The organism is Acinetobacter sp. TUM15064 (assembly GCF_008980265.1).
GTDB lineage: Bacteria > Pseudomonadota > Gammaproteobacteria > Pseudomonadales > Moraxellaceae > Acinetobacter.
On the sequence record NZ_BKFU01000003.1, the window covers coordinates 58,703 to 75,604 of the forward strand.

General features: G+C 40.3%; 15 protein-coding genes. 9 read left to right on the forward strand and 6 right to left on the reverse strand.

Annotated features, from left to right (window positions below; all coding sequences use genetic code 11):
* The first annotated feature begins 40 nt into the window (after positions 1–40).
* The 3 genes from GBI16_RS01795 (at position 41) to dnaX (ending at position 4,164) form a co-directional block, all read left to right on the forward strand.
* Complete coding sequence (locus tag GBI16_RS01795; RefSeq protein ID WP_228267793.1) at positions 41–1,285, forward strand: serine hydrolase; 1,245 nt, start codon at positions 41–43, stop codon at positions 1,283–1,285.
* A gap of 71 nt (positions 1,286–1,356) precedes the next feature.
* The gene (locus GBI16_RS01800) at positions 1,357–1,812 is read left to right on the forward strand and encodes a copper resistance protein NlpE N-terminal domain-containing protein (RefSeq protein ID WP_151706401.1); all 456 of its coding nucleotides are present in this window, start codon (positions 1,357–1,359) and stop codon (positions 1,810–1,812) included.
* Between the two features lie 261 nt (positions 1,813–2,073).
* Positions 2,074–4,164 carry a DNA polymerase III subunit gamma/tau gene (dnaX, locus tag GBI16_RS01805; protein WP_151706402.1) on the forward strand — a complete coding sequence of 697 codons (2,091 nt, stop codon included), beginning with the start codon at positions 2,074–2,076 and terminating at the stop codon, positions 4,162–4,164.
* Here dnaX and GBI16_RS01810 read toward each other — a convergent pair.
* Both GBI16_RS01810 and GBI16_RS01815 read right to left on the reverse strand, forming a co-directional pair.
* A complete protein-coding gene (locus tag GBI16_RS01810) occupies positions 4,157–4,600 on the reverse strand; it encodes a thioesterase family protein (protein WP_110973968.1) in 444 nt (147 codons plus the stop codon). The two genes, dnaX and GBI16_RS01810, sit on opposite strands and share 8 nt — an antisense overlap.
* 51 nt (positions 4,601–4,651) lie before the next feature.
* A complete protein-coding gene (locus GBI16_RS01815) occupies positions 4,652–5,812 on the reverse strand; it encodes an iron-containing alcohol dehydrogenase (protein ID WP_151706403.1) in 1,161 nt (386 codons plus the stop codon).
* A 113-nt stretch (positions 5,813–5,925) separates the two neighbouring features.
* Here GBI16_RS01815 and GBI16_RS01820 point away from each other — a divergent pair, with 113 nt between their 5' ends.
* From GBI16_RS01820 to GBI16_RS01835, 4 genes are read left to right on the forward strand one after another with little or no spacing between them, the layout of a single operon-like run.
* Positions 5,926–6,438 carry a low molecular weight protein-tyrosine-phosphatase gene (locus GBI16_RS01820; RefSeq protein WP_151706404.1) on the forward strand — a complete coding sequence of 171 codons (513 nt, stop codon included), beginning with the start codon at positions 5,926–5,928 and terminating at the stop codon, positions 6,436–6,438.
* A gap of 9 nt (positions 6,439–6,447) precedes the next feature.
* Positions 6,448–7,485, forward strand: coding sequence for a UDP-N-acetylmuramate dehydrogenase (murB, locus tag GBI16_RS01825; RefSeq protein ID WP_151706405.1), 1,038 nt, complete (start codon positions 6,448–6,450; stop codon positions 7,483–7,485).
* 4 nt (positions 7,486–7,489) lie between these two features.
* Complete coding sequence (locus tag GBI16_RS01830; RefSeq protein WP_151706406.1) at positions 7,490–8,602, forward strand: YdcF family protein; 1,113 nt, start codon at positions 7,490–7,492, stop codon at positions 8,600–8,602.
* Positions 8,602–9,633, forward strand: coding sequence for an alpha/beta hydrolase (locus GBI16_RS01835; RefSeq protein WP_151706407.1), 1,032 nt, complete (start codon positions 8,602–8,604; stop codon positions 9,631–9,633). The genes GBI16_RS01830 and GBI16_RS01835 overlap by 1 nt, the downstream gene beginning before the upstream one ends.
* Positions 9,634–9,691: 58 nt before the next feature.
* Here GBI16_RS01835 and GBI16_RS01840 read toward each other — a convergent pair whose 3' ends face one another.
* A complete protein-coding gene (locus tag GBI16_RS01840) occupies positions 9,692–11,362 on the reverse strand; it encodes an FMN-binding glutamate synthase family protein (RefSeq protein WP_119063452.1) in 1,671 nt (556 codons plus the stop codon).
* Positions 11,363–11,660: 298 nt separating this feature from the next.
* Between GBI16_RS01840 and GBI16_RS01845 the strand changes: the two genes are divergently transcribed.
* Together GBI16_RS01845 and GBI16_RS01850 are read left to right on the forward strand one after the other, a co-directional pair.
* Entirely contained in the window at positions 11,661–12,347 is a 687-nt protein-coding gene (locus GBI16_RS01845; RefSeq protein WP_086210086.1) for a response regulator transcription factor, read from the forward strand.
* Positions 12,344–14,242, forward strand: coding sequence for a 7TM diverse intracellular signaling domain-containing protein (locus tag GBI16_RS01850; RefSeq protein WP_151706408.1), 1,899 nt, complete (start codon positions 12,344–12,346; stop codon positions 14,240–14,242). The genes GBI16_RS01845 and GBI16_RS01850 overlap by 4 nt, the downstream gene beginning before the upstream one ends.
* Positions 14,243–14,263: 21 nt before the next feature.
* On the opposite strand, the gene GBI16_RS01855 is transcribed toward GBI16_RS01850, so the two are convergent.
* The 3 genes from GBI16_RS01855 to GBI16_RS01865 form a co-directional block, all read right to left on the reverse strand.
* Entirely contained in the window at positions 14,264–15,430 is a 1,167-nt protein-coding gene (locus tag GBI16_RS01855; RefSeq protein ID WP_151706409.1) for a cupin domain-containing protein, read from the reverse strand.
* 372 nt (positions 15,431–15,802) lie between these two features.
* Positions 15,803–16,396, reverse strand: coding sequence for a nucleoside triphosphate pyrophosphatase (locus GBI16_RS01860; RefSeq protein WP_086210083.1), 594 nt, complete (start codon positions 16,394–16,396; stop codon positions 15,803–15,805).
* Positions 16,393–16,779: a DUF2237 family protein gene (locus GBI16_RS01865; protein ID WP_086210082.1), complete on the reverse strand. Its 387-nt coding sequence runs from the start codon at positions 16,777–16,779 to the stop codon at positions 16,393–16,395. The genes GBI16_RS01860 and GBI16_RS01865 overlap by 4 nt, the downstream gene beginning before the upstream one ends.
* Positions 16,780–16,902: the final 123 nt, after the last annotated feature.

Consider the following 16,902-nt stretch of genomic DNA (forward strand, 5'->3'; position numbering starts at 1 on the left):
TTTTATGTCAGCTTTAAAATACATGGATGTGTAAATGAAAATTTTAAAACAATATTTACAAGCGAATCCGAACCATTACCAAGGCTACGTTGACCCACGTTTTCAAAGTGTTGCCCATCTCTTTAGCCGCTTACAAGATGCTCGTTCAGCATATGGCGGTGCGGCCTGTGTTCTATATTTTCAGGGTGAAAAAGTTGTCGATATCTATACAGGTTTGGCAGCGGTAGATTCTCCTTGGCAGGCCAATACGATGTCGGTGTGTTATTCGACAGGCAAAGGCGTGCTCGCAACCTTGGCGCATATTTTAGTCAGTCGAGGTGAGCTGAGCTACGATCAACCCATTGCGGATTATTGGCCTGAATTTGCCCAAAATGGTAAAGGAAAGATGACACTAAGACATGTACTGAGTCATCAAAGCGGATTATTTGATATTCGTAATAACATTGCCGATGCGACAGAAATGTTGAACTGGGCATATATGTTAGACGTATTTGAAAAGGCGCAACCACGCTTTGCAATTGGTGAAGATGCTGCCTATCAACCTTTATCCTTCGGTTGGCTAGTCGGTGGTGCTTTGGAAAAAGCAACGGGGAAAAGTTTAACTGAGCTTTTTCAAACCTATTTAGTTGAGCCGCTAGAGCTAGATGGAGCCTACTTTGGCGCACCCAGTGCTGAATTAAAACGTATCGCACGACCTATTACTCGTCCTGTACCTATCCAAGCAAATCAAACAAGTCCCACGAAGGTGCGTAAAGTTTCAGTGCTTGATAAAGCGATACAGTGGTCAGGGCAAGATCCACAAGACTTTCAGGATGGCATGATTCCCAAAGGCATGAAAAAGGTCAGCTTTTATCATGATGATGCGATTCAGGCGATCATTCCGGCGGCAAATGGTGTCTTTACCGCCAATAGTTTAGCCAAAGTGTATGCGATGCTATCTCAAAAAGGGATTTGGATAGGTCAGCAGTTGATTCGTCCCGATGTGTTTTCTGAATTGAGTCGAGTGCAATATAGCTATCGAGATCGCGTGATGCCGATACCGATGCATTGGCGCTTGGGATATCACCGTATATTAACCCTAGGCAAAACCGCAGAGCAGGGTTTTGGTCATATGGGCTTTAATGGTTCAGGAGCTTGGGGCGATAGTGAGCGAGGTTTAAGTTTTGCTTATACACATAACTTTGCTACAGCTTCTTTAACTGGGGATTATCGACTTTGGGCTTTGAGCCAAGAAAGTTTACGTTGTGCGGACGCAGTCTTAAAAGGTAAAAAAGGCTGGTTTTGACAGGTCTGAGATTTAGTCATCGTCTAAAATATGTTATGTTCGTCGCGGTTTAGGTTTTGAAGATTTGTGACATGAAGGCTCCTATTCTTATTCCTCTGATGGCTACAGGACTATTGTTGGGTTGTTCCGAGGCGAATCAAACGCAACATGATAAGTCTAAACTCCAAGTGGCAGAACAAAAGCAGATTATTCCTGCGTGGGTTGGGGGTTATCACGGGACAACGCCGTGTATGGGATGTTTGTCCCGTTGTGAAGACTGTCCGGGTATGGCAGTTGCACTTGAGCTGCATGAAAACATGACCTACACCCTAAAACGAGAAAGTTTGAGTGGCCATAACGAAGTCGAAACTTTGACTGGACTACTTCGTTTTAATGCTCAAGATCAGCACAAGATAGAGTTGGTGAACGTGACAACGCGAAACTTACTTTATGTCGATTTAGAGGATCGTGTTTTAGAAATACGTGAAGATGTGACCGGTAAAAAATACCAAATGCAGAGTGATTTTATTCTGGTGAAGTCGGCTTAATTTTCTAAATAGCTGTATTTTACGAATTCATTTTAATATTTACCTCTTTTTTACTTTTGCAAAGCTCTCATTTTATTTCAAATCCATAATCTAAATGTATAAATAGCTTGAGATAGAGAGTGGGATAAAAATGGAGCGAATGGTTTTTGGATTATTGATCTAAATCAGGTTTATAGCTTAGAAAAGTGAGAACGGGGTGAAGTAATTCATTCACTCTTTGGCAAAAAAACAGTATGCTTAGGCCTATAAAAAGGAGCATACATGTATCAAGTACTTGCACGGAAATATCGTCCTCGCAATTTTAATGAGCTAGTGGGTCAAAACCACGTTTCTCGGGCACTAACCAGTGCTTTAGAGCGCGGACGTTTGCACCATGCTTATTTATTTACAGGAACGCGTGGGGTCGGAAAAACCACCATTGCCCGTATTTTGGCAAAGTGCTTGAACTGTGAAACAGGTGTGACTTCAACACCATGCGAAGTTTGCCCAACCTGTACTGCCGTGAATGAAGGCCGTTTTATTGATTTGATTGAAATTGATGCGGCGTCACGGACTAAAGTTGAAGATACGCGTGAGCTTTTAGACAATGTTCCTTATGCACCGACGCAAGGTCGTTTTAAGGTGTATTTGATTGATGAAGTACATATGCTCTCTACGCATTCTTTTAATGCTTTACTCAAAACATTGGAAGAACCGCCTGAACATGTGAAATTCCTTTTTGCAACGACAGATCCACAAAAGCTCCCAATTACCGTGATTTCACGTTGTTTGCAATTTACTCTACGCCCGTTGGCTGTAGATGAAATTACCGAGCATCTGGGGAATATTTTAAATAAAGAGAGCATTCCCGCCGAGCAGGATGCGATTTGGCAAATTGCAGAGTCTGCCCAAGGCTCATTACGTGATGCACTTTCTTTGACAGATCAAGCGATTGCCTATGGTCAGGGCTCTATCCAGCACCAAGATGTCAAAGAGATGTTAGGTTTAATCGACCGTACCATTATTTATGATCTGATCCTTGCGATACATCAAAACCAGAAACAACGGGTGAGTGAGTTGCTGATACAATTCCGCCAGCAAGCACTGGATGTATCTTTAGTTTTGGATCAGTTGATTTCGACTTTACATGAATTGGCATTATTACAATATTTACCAGAACTAAGCCTCAAATATAGCGCTGAAATTAATAAAAAAATCATGCAATTGTCTCAGCAGATTGCTGCGCAAGACCTACAGCTTTATTACCAAATTGCATGTAAAGGACGTGCTGAATTACAGTTAGCAGTCACGCAAGAGCAAGGCTTTGAAATGACGGTGCTACGCATGTTGGCGTTCCGTCCATTACAACCGAATGAAGTACTGGTGACTCAGGCCAATAGCGCTATAGCTGAATCTGTACAACAAACGGTAATACCGACTTCTGCTCCAGCAACGGCTTTGCAACAAGATGCTCAAAGCTTAGATATTGACGCGACATTTGAAGATGCTGCGATAAATGAGGATGCAGAGACTGACTTTAATTCTGAACTTGATGATGTGAATCTTTCAGAAAGCGCCAAAGAGAATAAACCATCAGTTGAAGTATCTCAGCAATCCGATCAAATCGTTTTCGATCCTTCCAGTGATGAAGTTTTATTTGATTTGGATGAAGCTGATGAATTTAATGCACAAAGCAATGATGATGAACCAAATAGTGATGATTTCTTATTTGATGAAATTGTACCGTTAGAAGCAGAAACTCAAAATGAAGCACCCGTTGAACCTGCTGTAGCAATAGTTGAGGTTGTACAAGCGGAATCTTTTGATTTAGCAAGTGAAGTGCTTTCAGTCGCGAATGTTGAGGATACTCAAGTTGTAGAAAATGAAAGCCTACAAACTGTTACTGCCCTTGTAGAGCTTGCTCAACCTGAACAGGTCTCATCTCCAACCGATTTAATGCCACAAGATATTTTGCAACTACAAGCACAGCAGTTAGTCGGTGAATGGACAGTGGAGAAGTGGGAGTATTGGTTTAGAAACAGCGATTTATCACCCGCGGTACAAGAGTTGGCACAGCAAGGCTTAATGACGGGACAGATTGATGCAGAATCGGTGTTTATGATACCGCAACGCTATGAGCAACTCCTCACCCAATTACGTCATGTCTTGGAAGATGCGCTCAAAGCTGAATGGCCTCAGACGCGTTTTGATGTGAAATATGCAGAAGTTGAAACCATTACGCCATATACGATGCAAGCGCAACGTAAGGAAAAGGCATTCCAACGTGCACATGAATTACTACAAAACGAAGACACAGTGAAAAGTCTAGTGCAAACTTTTGATGGTGAATTACACAATATTCAGCTTAAGTAATGTCATGGCTTAAATAGTGGCGCAAAGCACTCCGCATTTCAGATGGAATCGGGGTGCTTTTTCGTGTTTCACGATCCACAAAAACATGAACAAAATGTCCTTGAGCCGAAGCCGTTTCTTGACCAAATTTAAAAATGGCGAGCTCGTAAGTAAGTGAGGAGTTTCCTATTTTGGAAATAGTCACACCTACGTCAATAATCTCAGGATAAGACAACTCATGTAAGAAACTACATGCTGAGTCGACCACTAAGCCAATAATAGGGGATTGGTGAATATCAAAATTTGCTTTTTCAATCAGTAAGGCATTTGCGGCAGTATCAAAATAGCTATAGTAAGTGACGTTGTTGACATGGCCATAGAGGTCATTGTCTGACCAACGTGTCTGAATCGGTAAAAAATAATGAAATTGGTCACGTGTCTTTGCGGCTTGTCTCATCGACGTCATCCTTAAAATCTGATTATAAATAGCCTAAGTTAATTATATGGGTTAGCTGTAAATGGCTTGATAAATCTCGCGTGCCTGTTGCCACTCTAGTTCTCTTGGGTTGTTTTGTAGTAGGCGTGTTTGCAACATGGCGTCTGTTGCAAGTTGATCTAGACTGTGTTCAGGAACATTCAACGCCTTGAGTTTTAAGGTTAAACCGCTACGGTCTAAATGGTTTTGTATATGATCGACAAAGAGATCAGAAAGACCATCAGTACAACCTGTACTTTTGGGGTCGAGCCAGCAGATCAACTCTGCATAATGGTGCTTGGCTTGCGGAAGATTAAACTTTAAAACTTCTGTCAACACTAAGGCATTGCTATGTCCATGTGAAATGTGAAAATGTCCACCCAGTGGATAAGCAAGTGCATGTACAGCACCTACTGGGGCATTGGCAAAAGCTTGTCCTGCCAACATTGAACCGACCAACATGTTTTGTCGGGCTTCTAAATTTCGACCATCTTCTAGCACCAAACTGAGGTTTTGATTCAGCAGCTTTAAAGCCTGTTTCGCTAACATGTCTGCATAAGGATTTTTCTTGATTTTAGAGGTATAAGCTTCAATGGCATGTACCATCGCATCAATGCCTGTCGCTGCACTAATATGACGCGGCAGGTTTTCAGTAAAAGTCGCATCCAAAATCGCTACATCAGCAAAAAGAACAGGTGCGACGATTCCAGTCTTTGTCGTTTCACCTGTGGTAACAATTGAAATCGGGGTAACTTCAGAAACTGTCCCTGCTGTGGTTGGGACTAAAATTAACGGCAGGCGAGGTGTTTGGGCATTATTTACCCCATAAAGATCAGCTAACTGTTGCTGCTGTGCAGGATGGCTGAGTATGGCAATAATTTTTGCAACATCCATAGAACTACCACCACCAAAGCCTAAAACGAGATCTACCTTTTGCTGTTTGGCAAAATTAACCGCATTTAAAACAATTTGTTCACCCGGATCTGCTTCAACCTCACTGTATATACTGTAAGTGAGAGAGAGATCCTCTAAAATTTCTAAGATGGGAAAATGCAGTTGATGTTGTAGCATGCCTGCATCTGTAAGCAATAACAGATGTTGATAAGGGCGTGCTGTTAAAAGTTCTCTAAGCTTTTGAATGCTGCCCAAGCCTGAAATAATATTCGGCACAGTTTGAAATTGAAATGAGTTCATACAGCATCCTTTTTTATATCTTATTCAACAATAATGTTTTGTACTTCTATAGGATTCATCCTCTAAATAACTTAACATAAGACACTTGAAAATAAAGCTGTTTCGAGGTGGTTATGTCATTCACAACGCCCTATAAGGTGTTATGTGTCTGTTTAGGAAATATTTGTCGTTCTCCCACGGCAGAAGTGGTTCTCAGACATTTTTGTGATGCGCATCAACTTAATATTGAAATCGACTCAGCAGGGACGAGTAACTATCATCCCAATAAGGCACCTGACTTACGCAGCCAAGAACATGCTTTGAAACGTGGTTATGATTTGTCTGGTTTACGTGCACGACAGTTACAGACCCGTGATTTTGTCCATTTTGATTTAATTTTAGCGATGGACAACAATAATTTTGATGAGATTCAGATGCTGTATCAAACAGCATCACGTGAATTTGGTACGGGGCAACTACGTGCTAAAGTCGCTCTCATGTCCGAGCATGATACGCAATATCCACAGCAAGCCTTACCTGATCCTTACTATGGTGGATCTGATGGTTTTGAGCGTGTATTGGATCAATGTGAATCAAGTAGCCAAGCATGGGTTCACATTTTTAAACAACAAATTGAAAGTTATTAAGGTTAGCGCATGCAAATCGAAACACAAAAACAGCTTAAACCTTTTAATACTTTAAGTTTACATGCAGTTGCATCGCATTATGTTCAAATTCATAGTGCAGATGAATTGGTTGAAGCCCTAGATTATGCGCAGCAACAAGCGCTGAATGTCATGATTTTATCAGGTGGAAGTAATATGCTTCTGCCTGCACAAATTGATGCTTTGGTTGTGCATATGAATATTCTAGGTATAGAGAATCTGTCTGAAGATGCGAATACCCAAACCATACGAGTTGGTGCAGGGCAAGTTTGGCATGACTTTGTACTTTGGACGACAGAACAGCGTTTATTTGGTTTACAGAATTTAGCCTTGATCCCAGGCTTAGTCGGTGCATCCCCAGTACAAAATATCGGTGCTTATGGTGTCGAAGCAGGTGAGTTCATTGAAAGTGTGCAGGTCTATGACAGACAACTGAAACAATTTAGTGATATTCCTGCTGAAGATTGTGCATTTAGTTATCGCCATAGTATTTTTAAGGATGATCCGAATCGCTATGTGATTACTCATGTCACATTTAAACTCTTGAAACACGAAGACTTAAAAATTAGTTATGGTGATTTAAAACAGGCTGTAGGGGATAACTTAACTGCATTAAATTTGCAGCAACAAGTGATTCAGATTCGCCAAAGTAAATTACCCGATCCTAAAGATTTTCCAAATGTAGGGAGTTTTTTCAAAAACCCAATTATGAGTCAGCAGGCGTATGACGATTTAGCCCAACAATTTGACAAATTGCCACATTATCCACAGTCAAATGGTGATGTTAAAATTGCCGCTGGTTGGTTAATCGACCAGTCGGGGTGGAAAGGCAAGCAACTTGGGGCGGTGGGCATGTTTCATAAGCAGGCGTTGGTCTTGGTGAACTATGCCAATGCAAATTTAGACGATGTACAGAGCACATACCGAGCAGTACAACGGGATGTGTATAATAAATTTAAAGTTTTACTAGAGCCTGAGCCAGTTTTGTTTAATTCGCTCGGTTTAATTCAATCTCATCAGGATCATTAAAAGTATGAGTAAAACCCATAAAATGGTACGTTTAGTGCAAATCGCTTCGGTGTTATTTGCACTTTTCGGCTGTTTAATGATTTTTATTTATACGCCTTTTTATTCTAAGCTCATTGTTGCTGCGCTTAATACTTTTGTTCCTGTCGATGTTAACGAAGTGGCCGCACAGAGCCAAAAGATGGCAGCATTGAGTGAGCAAGAAAGCTTAGAACCGGGTTCTGATTTGTGGATAGCACGCCAAGCTTATTTACAGCTCATGGAAGAACAGATTAAAGAGCATAATTCACAAAACTTAACCACCATTCAGGCGCGCTACAAAGCCTTACAAGAGTTGATTGTTGCTGAGCAAAAAGAGGAACAGGAAAAAGAACAGAAGCCTCAAATTCCTTTGGTGGTTGAGACTGCAAGTTCAGAAGTAGACCCAACAGAGAATGTAAAAGAACTATTAGAACTCAACAGTAAAGAAAATAAAGCGTTAATGGAGCATTATCTAGCGTTCTTAAAAACGCATAAGGTTGAACAACTCGAAGAACAGCCCGTTGATGAGCAAATTTATCAAGATATTGCACAAATCCATGCACAAAATGAAGAGAAAAAAGCAGCTTTAAATATGCCGAATGCCATCGTTGTTCTAGGAGGCGGGTTAACTTTAGATAAGAATGGTAAGGATATCGTCGTGAATGAATATACCCGTTTGCGACTTGAAACCACATTACAAGTTGAACAGCAGTTTAAGCTGCCTATTGTACTGAGTGGGGTAGAAGCACCGTATATGCAAAAATGGTTAAAGGCACGAGGAGTCGATGCAAAACTGTTGGAAGATCGTAGTATGAATACCTGCGAAAATTCACGTTTTAGTTCCTTGTTACTACAGAAAAAAGGTGGCGCACCTAGAGTGATTCTAATTACAGATCAATACCATATGCCACGTACCCGTCGTCTATTTGCCTTAAATGGTATAGAAACCCAGCCGATAGAAGCACCTATGCCGACCCAATTAACACGTTGGCGACCAAGTCAACAAAACTATGATCATAGTCGCCGTGCCAATTATGAAATGCTTGCAACTGTGCGTGATGTACTTGTCGGCTCAAGTGACTGTAGGGAGATTCCATAATGCCTGAACTTCCTTTTTTAAATCCTTCCGTACTCAAACAACTTGAGCTTCCTGTCCCAAGTCGTGAGACCACACCACAACTTTTAGAACCACTCAATTTAAACCAGTCTTATGAAGCGTCTGTTGAAATTATTTCATACCGTAGGCTCTATGGTTTAGACACTTTGGACTGTGAGCAGTGGCAAGGTTATGTACAAATGCCTTTGTTTAAATTGCATGTACAGGTCTTTGCGCCCAAAATCCAGAAGATCAAGGGAACCGTATGTTTATTGCACGGTTACTTAGAACACAGTGGTATTTACCAACCCATCATTAAAGAGCTGCTTGAGCAAGGGTTTAGCGTACTGACTTATGATTTGCCTGGGCATGGTCTGAGTGATGGATCGCCTGCAAATATCCAAAACTTTGACCATTATCAAGATGTGCTTCATGCTGTAGTGCGTTATGTAAAGTATGCTGATCAGTTACCACAGCCGTGGTTAGGCATCGGGCAGAGTACGGGTGGTGCAATTTTAATGCATCATTTACTCGAATTTGCCGAACGCCGTGAAAACCCTTATGTACAGCGTGTTCTGTTGCTTTCACCATTGATTCGTCCTGCGAAATCGGCTTGGTGGCATAATTCAGTTGGATTAGGCATTATTCGTCGGATAAAGCGTCAAGTACCGCGTCATTTTAGACGCAATAATCATAATCCTGAATTTTTGCGCTTTGTCCGTTTAAAAGATCCCTTGCAACCGCGTATGATGGGTATGGATTGGATTTTGGCGATGTCAAAGTGGATGCTGGAAATGGAACAACGTCCAGCCTGTCGTATTCCTGTGTGGTTGGCTCAAGGCGCTCTGGATCAGACGGTAGATTGGCGGTATAACATCGAGTTCATTCGAGAGAAGTTTCGTTTACAGACCTTGCTAATGCTAGAGGAAGGTTCGCACCAATTGATCAATGAACGTGCTGACATTCGTGCTGCATTAACAGGTTTAATCCCCGCTTTTTTACATGCGCAGGGTTCATCTAGTGGATATTACTAATAGTCTGTGATTTTGCTTATCGAGAATAAAAAGGAGGCTCTATCAGCCTCCTTTTTATTTAGAAGTGTTCTAATTGGGACATGTTCCACATACGGAAATAAAAATTTTCCTCGTCTTTATTTTCACAAGACAGCAGTTCGCCTTCTTTTAACCAAAAGTGGAGTTGCGCATAGTTTCGAATTTCTCGGTCATTAATGCGCTGTGCTAAATGGCGGGCTTTAATTTCTGCTGGATGTTTTAAACCTGCTGAGGCAATCATTTCTGAAAGGGCTTTCAATGTATTGTCATGAAAATGTAGAACCCTTTCGGCTTTGGTGGGAACGTGTAGTGCTTTTTGACGTTCTTTATCTTGAGTTGCAACACCTACAGGACACTGGTTGGTATGACAACTTTGTGCTTGAATACAGCCTACAGCAAACATGAAGCCTCGTGCAGAATTCACCCAGTCCGCACCGATTGCCATAATACTTGCAATATCAAAGGCGCTGACCAATTTACCACTGGCCCCAATTTTGATTTGATCACGTAAACCTGCACCAACCAGCGTATTGTGTACAAAAAGCAAGCCTTCACGTAGCGGTACACCCATATTGTCAATGAGCTCAATCGGTGCGGCACCAGTACCACCTTCGGAACCATCAACGACGATAAAATCGGGAATAATTTGGGTATGTAGCATGGCTTTGACAATACTCATAAATTGCCAAGGCTGACCAATACACAGTTTAAAACCGATAGGTTTTCCTTCAGATAATTCACGCAGTTGTTGAATAAAATGCATCATTTCAATCGGTGTTTTAAAAGCCGAGTGACTTGAAGGAGAAACACAGTCATGGTCACGACTGACACCTCGTATTTGAGCAATTTCTTCAGAAATTTTATCTTTAGGTAGAATACCTCCATGTCCAGGTTTAGCACCTTGAGATAGTTTGATCTCAATCATTTTAACCTGAGGGCGTTTAGCTTGAATGGCAAATTTTTCTGGGTCAAACTGGCCATCTAAAGTACGGCAACCAAAATAGCCACTACCGAGTTCCCAGACAATATCACCACCATATTCTAGATGGTAAGGGCTTAAGCTGCCTTCACCTGTATCATGGTAAAAACCACCCATTTGTGCGCCTTTGTTTAAAGCACGAATGGCATTGGCACTCAAGCTGCCAAAACTCATGGCAGAAATATTAAAAATAGATGCGCTATAAGGCTGAGAGCATTGCACATTGCCTACTAATATACGGAAGGTTTTTGGGTCGGCAGGTTTGCATGGACTTAATGAATGCGTCATGAAACGATAGTTGTCTGCATAGACATTGACAATAGAACCAAAAGGCTTATCTGCATTTTGGTTTTTTGAGCGTTGATAAACTAGACTGCGTTGCATTCTTGAAAATGGCAGTGCATCTTGATCCGCTTCAATGAAATACTGGCGGATTTCAGGACGAAAATCTTCAAATATAAAACGAAAGTGCCCCATGATCGGGTAGTTCTTCAAAATAGAATGTCTGTTTTGCAAAACATCATGTAAGCCGACAAAACTGAGTAAACCTGTAATGAGCCAAATACTGTTTAAGAAAGTGTTTGAGATAAAGTAATTGATGTAAATAGGGGTATGGCTATAATGAAAAAAGCTAATACTTAAAAAGATAAAAATACAAAGCAGCCAAATAGAATGTCTGGAAAAGAAAGTGTTGAGTAATTTATGACGTATGGATTGAGCAGGGCTAGACATATGGCTTGGCTTCCTTCCGTGTTGTTTTAGGACTAATGTGCCAAGTCTTTGTTTCATCTACAAGTAATAAATTGTTGTTCATTCTGTGAATAGATTTTGAATATGGCGAATGTTAAAAATGGAGGAATCAATTACACATAGATGAGTATCTTTCAGTTTTTAAAGTCGATAAAATGATTTTAATGAATGCGTATTCTTCAACAATAAAAATTGATAAATTACTTACTTCTAGGGATAGGTTGCTTCGAGTTAGCATCGGTATAGTGTTGTTAAAGAATGATAAAAAGGGGATGCTTCAGTGAAAAATACGGAAACAGTTTTGCCTGCACCTGTTTTAATTGTAGAAGATGAAGCGATGATTCGCTCTCGCCTAGACCTTATTCTCTCGGAATTAGGTTATAGCCATGACATGTTGATTTTTGCTAAGAATTTAGCGGAGGCAATGGCAATAATTGCATCGCAACCAATTTCTTTGGCATTGGTCGACTTGGGTTTACCAGATGGCAATGGTATTACGCTGATTGAAAAACTCAGAGACATTGACCAAAGTGCTTTAATTTTAGTGATTTCGGCTTGGAGTACACAACAAAGCCTATTTGCCTCGATTAAAGCAGGGGCGAATGGTTATGTACTGAAAGAGCGTGATGATGCTGAAGTACTTATGTCTATACGTAGCATTTTACGTGGTGGGGCTCCTATAGATCCATTCATTGCTCGTGAAATTCTGAATCAAATTTCAACATCAACTACACCCCAAACAGAACGTGTAGATCAGTTAGATGGTCAAGATTATGACGAATTGACGAATCGAGAAACTGAAATTCTAAACTTAGTTGCACAGGGCTTAAGTAATCGAGAAATTGCAGAGCAGTTATTTGTGTCTCGCTATACTGTTGAAAGTCATATTAAGCATATTTATCGAAAGCTTTCAGTTACCAAACGCACCAAGGCTGTGAGTACAGCACGTTCTTTAGGTCTTTTATGAAAAATGGCTGGCTGAGCCTTTTTTTCACACTATGTTTGTGTGCGTTTAGTCTTGCCAGTTATGCAGAAACCCGCTTCAGTGTTGGCTCCACTTGTAATGTGATTGTCGATAAAATTTCTGCAGTCAAAACAACATCTATTAATGAAGTGCCTAAAACGGGCTGGGTCGAAGTTAAAAATCCTGATGTATGGACCAAGCGTTGGCCATATTATGATGGTGGTGTTTGGTACCATTTTGCGTGGCATTGGAGCTGTAGCGATAGTCATGAGTTAAAAGAACCGATCGCTTTTTCAGTAGAAGGTATGAGTAGTGCGGGTGCTGTCTTTTTTAACCGTAATTTGATGTGGAAAGATAAACATTTAGTTGAACCTTTATCAAAAAGTTGGAATACTCCGCGTTTTTGGATTCTTCCTGTCGAAAGTTTAAAACAACAAAAGAATGATATTTGGGTGTATGTGGTTGGTAATAGCTATGAAAGCCCCGGTTTAGGAAATTTAGAATTTTCAGATATTACAAAAGCCTATGATAAGCAGCAAAGACGGCTTTGGAATAAAAGAGCACTATTTCAGGTTAATTTGGTGATTTCGACAACCTTAGGTTTAGTATGCTTTGTCATCTGGTTTTTTAGGCGCAATGAAACAACTTTTCTTTGGTTCTCTATTAGTTGTTTGTTTTGGGTGCTGTTTATTTGGAATGTGATCAATCGGGAAGTGTTTCCTTATCCAAATTCTTTATGGGTTATGAAAGCTAACCTAACTTATTTTGTTTTATACAGTGTTTGCTTTTCTATTTATTTGCTCCGTTTTGTTAAGGTGAAGTTTGCTGAGTTAGAAAAAACATTATTTTTGGTTGCAGCGGTTTGTATTGTTACGATTTTATTTATCCCGAGTCTGATGGTCAAAACCGTTTTTGCGATAATTTTTCTTCTGTGTATTGCCTTATTCTTAGCTTCTTTTTTATTTGTGGTTTATCGTGCGAATAAAACAAAGCGTCGTGATTACATTTTACTTGCTGTGTGTTTGAGTGTTGTTTGTATTGTAATGATGTATGACGTTTCACTATTATTTGATGAGCGTATCAATGATCATCAGCCATTATCCCCCTATACTTCACCGATTATCACTTTCTTTATTGTGATCATTCTTGCAACTCGTTTAGATAAAAATATCAAAAAAATACAAAGATTTAATAATGAGCTAGAACAACGTGTGAACTTTGTCACCAGTAATTTATCTTCAAGCCTATACGCGCGACATCAATTAGAGCTTGAAAACGTTCGGCTACAAGAGCGCATTCACTTGTCGCATGATCTACATGATGGTCTGGGTGCATCTTTGGTTCGTTCGATGATTTTGGTGGGGCAGAGTTCTAGTGCTATGTCGAATCAACAATTTCTTTCGATTCTTAAATTATTGCGTGATGATTTAAGGCAAATTATTGATAGTGGTTCATCTACGAATAATAAAATTCCAGACAATCCAGTGCTGTGGATTGCACCTGTTCGGCACCGTTTTAGTCAAATTATGGATGAATTGGATATTCAAGCGACTTGGACGATACCAGCTACATGGGAGATACAACCTACGGCTTTACAGTGTTTGACATTGATTCGTGTACTTGAAGAAAGCTTGACGAATATTGTGAAGCATAGCCAAGCAAGTCATATTGAAGTCAAAATGTATTATCCAAGCACAACTCGATTGGTCTTAATTGTTCAAGATGATGGTGTTGGATTCGACGTAGAGTGTGTGCTGAATCATGGAATGAGTATTGGTATGCGAAGCATGAAAATGCGTTTAGAAAAAATTGGTGCTGAGTTGGAAATTGAGTCTAAAAAAGGCTGTACCAAAATCAAGGCTTGTTTAAGTTTTGGAGAAGGTGAAAGTGCTGAGTAAGAGGCTCAGCACTTGATGTTGTTAAACTTCTTCAGGAGGTAGAAGCATCAAAACAGACTCATTCATAAGCATTGCGATATCTTCTAGAATATCGGCATCATATAAACTTTCATCAAGCAATAATGCCTCACCATCAGCTAAACTTTTAAGTAATGGTGCAAATTGGTCTGAAATACACAATCCTTCACCATTAGCCCAGAACAAGAACGCATTTTCGTCATGCGTATAAAGTAGGCGAGATGCAGGCTCTAAAATGAGTTGGTAGCCTTGGTCTAAAATACCTTCCAAATCTCCCGTGCCAATTTCTTCAGCTTCAGGAATATTTTCAGGATATTTCGGCTCTGACATCAAGGTCATAATAGCATCTTCAAGCAGAGTTGAATTTTGTAACTGAGCTAGAATTTCTGCTTTTAAATAATCCAATTCGTTTTGTGTCAATTGACCGATCGGGCTTTGTTGGTCACGGACAATATCGAGCAAAGGATTACGCAGCAGGGCATTATCTGATAGTTTGTCACCTACACGGTCAACCATGTCAGTGACGTTTGGCATACGGAAGCCGAAAGATAAGGTCAGGCAGTCATCTTCAGCGACGCCATAATGAGCTAAACCTGGTGGTACATAAAGTAGGTCACCTGGGGCTAATACTTCATCGAAATGGATGTCTATTTCAGGCAGTAATTTTAAAGGCTGGCCTGCAACAATCTCAGATTCAGCATCGCACATTTGACCCAACTGCCAACGACGATGACCATAGCCTTGCACCAAAAAGACATCATAAAAGTCAAAATGTTTTCCTACAGAACCACCCTTAGGTGCATAAGAGACCATGATGTCATCACGACGCCACTGTGGAATAAATGGAAATTTTTTCCATAGCGCTGCCAAATCAAAAGAGTAATGGTCGACGGCTTGAACCAACAAAGTCCAAAGCTTCGGCATCTTTTGAAAATCTGCTTTTAAGAGTGGAGAAGACTTTACCGACCATTGATTTGGATCGCGATCTTTTTGTTTGATGAGACGGGCTGTGACATTTTCATCCAAAGCCAACTCCATTACATCACTTGGTTCTAAGAGATTGGCAATTTCAGGAATAGCATTACGCACCAATAAAGGCTTTTTTTGCCAATATTCGGTAAGGAATTGTTCGGCTGTAATACCGCCAAGAACATCAAGAGTTTGGGACATGAAAATAGCCTAAGCAAATTTAAAACAATATTGTGTATTGTCTTATGATCGAAGGCCTATGCGCAAGTATCGTTAGATTTATTTGAAAGTGATTCGCTGATTTAAATAACTAACGCCTGCATCAGCCGTTAGGCTACTCACATTAAAATTTTTACAGAATAATATGTTTAAAACATAGCAAATAAACATAATGTTAAATAAAGACAATGCCCAGAAAATAGCGAATCAGATATGACAGAAGGAAATCGAAAAGAGTGAGTATAACTTATGAAAGAGATCTAATCATGTGATTAAGCTTAGTACTAAAAAGAGAACAGCAACACTTAGTGCTGTTCAATTTATTAGACATAAACTAAAAATCTTTCTATAGAATTAAGGCACAAGCACTTTTAATTCACGCAGAATATTACATAACTGGATCATCGGCATACCCATAAGAGTAGTTTGATCTTGTCCTATCATTTGTTCAAATAAACTGATCCCTAAGCTTTCACATTTAAAACTACCAGCGCACATGAATGGTTGCTCAAGTTCAATATAACGTTGAATTTCAGGCAGGCTAAGTTTACGGAACTTAACTTTATAGTGTTCAACTAGACTATGTTCAAATCCAGTAGAATGCTGTTGAACACTCAAAGCGGTACTGAAGTAGACAATCTTGTCTGAATTGGCTTGTAATTGTTTAATCGCCTTTTCAGCAGACAATGGTTTTCCAATAAAAATATCGGGCGCACCTTCACGCCATGCGACTTGGTCGGAACCAATCACAATCGCATCTGGATGTTGTCTAGCAATTACATGCGCCTTTTCAAATGCCAAGCGTTTAGCCAAATCATCCGCATGGCTTTCTCCACGAGGCGATTCGTCTATATCAGGGACAATGCAACGGTAGTCTAAGCGTAAGCGATTCATCAAATCTTTACGAGTTTGACTGCTGGATGCCAAGATAATTTCGGAAGTATTCATTCGACTGCATATTCCATGAGCACATTCAGCGGTACGTAAGACAGTACGGCCTGATGGCAAGCTTGAACTTTGACTGGAGGAGCAAAACCTGCTTGATACGCTTCTACCCAACGAGTCACACAGATACACCAAAAATCTCCCGGTTGTAGTCCCGGAAAGTTAACTTCAGGCACAGGGGTAATGAGGTCATTGCCCACTTGTTGCGAAAAATTTAAAAACTCAGAGGTCATTTCGACACAGATGGTGTGTTGTCCCAAATCTGAGGGTGCTGTATGACAAAAACCATTACGGAAATAACCAGTAATTGGGGAGTAACAGCAGCTCGCTAAAGGTTCACCCAAAACGTTTAAACGGTTCAGATTTGGATCAGGATGAATAGACATAAATGATAAATCGAGTGAGACTTTTCACTATGATAGCAAAACTTTGCCTTTCGTTTGCTTTTCTGCAAAAGAAGCTAACCTTTTTCTGCATAATCATTTAAAATCGACGCGATTTTTATATAT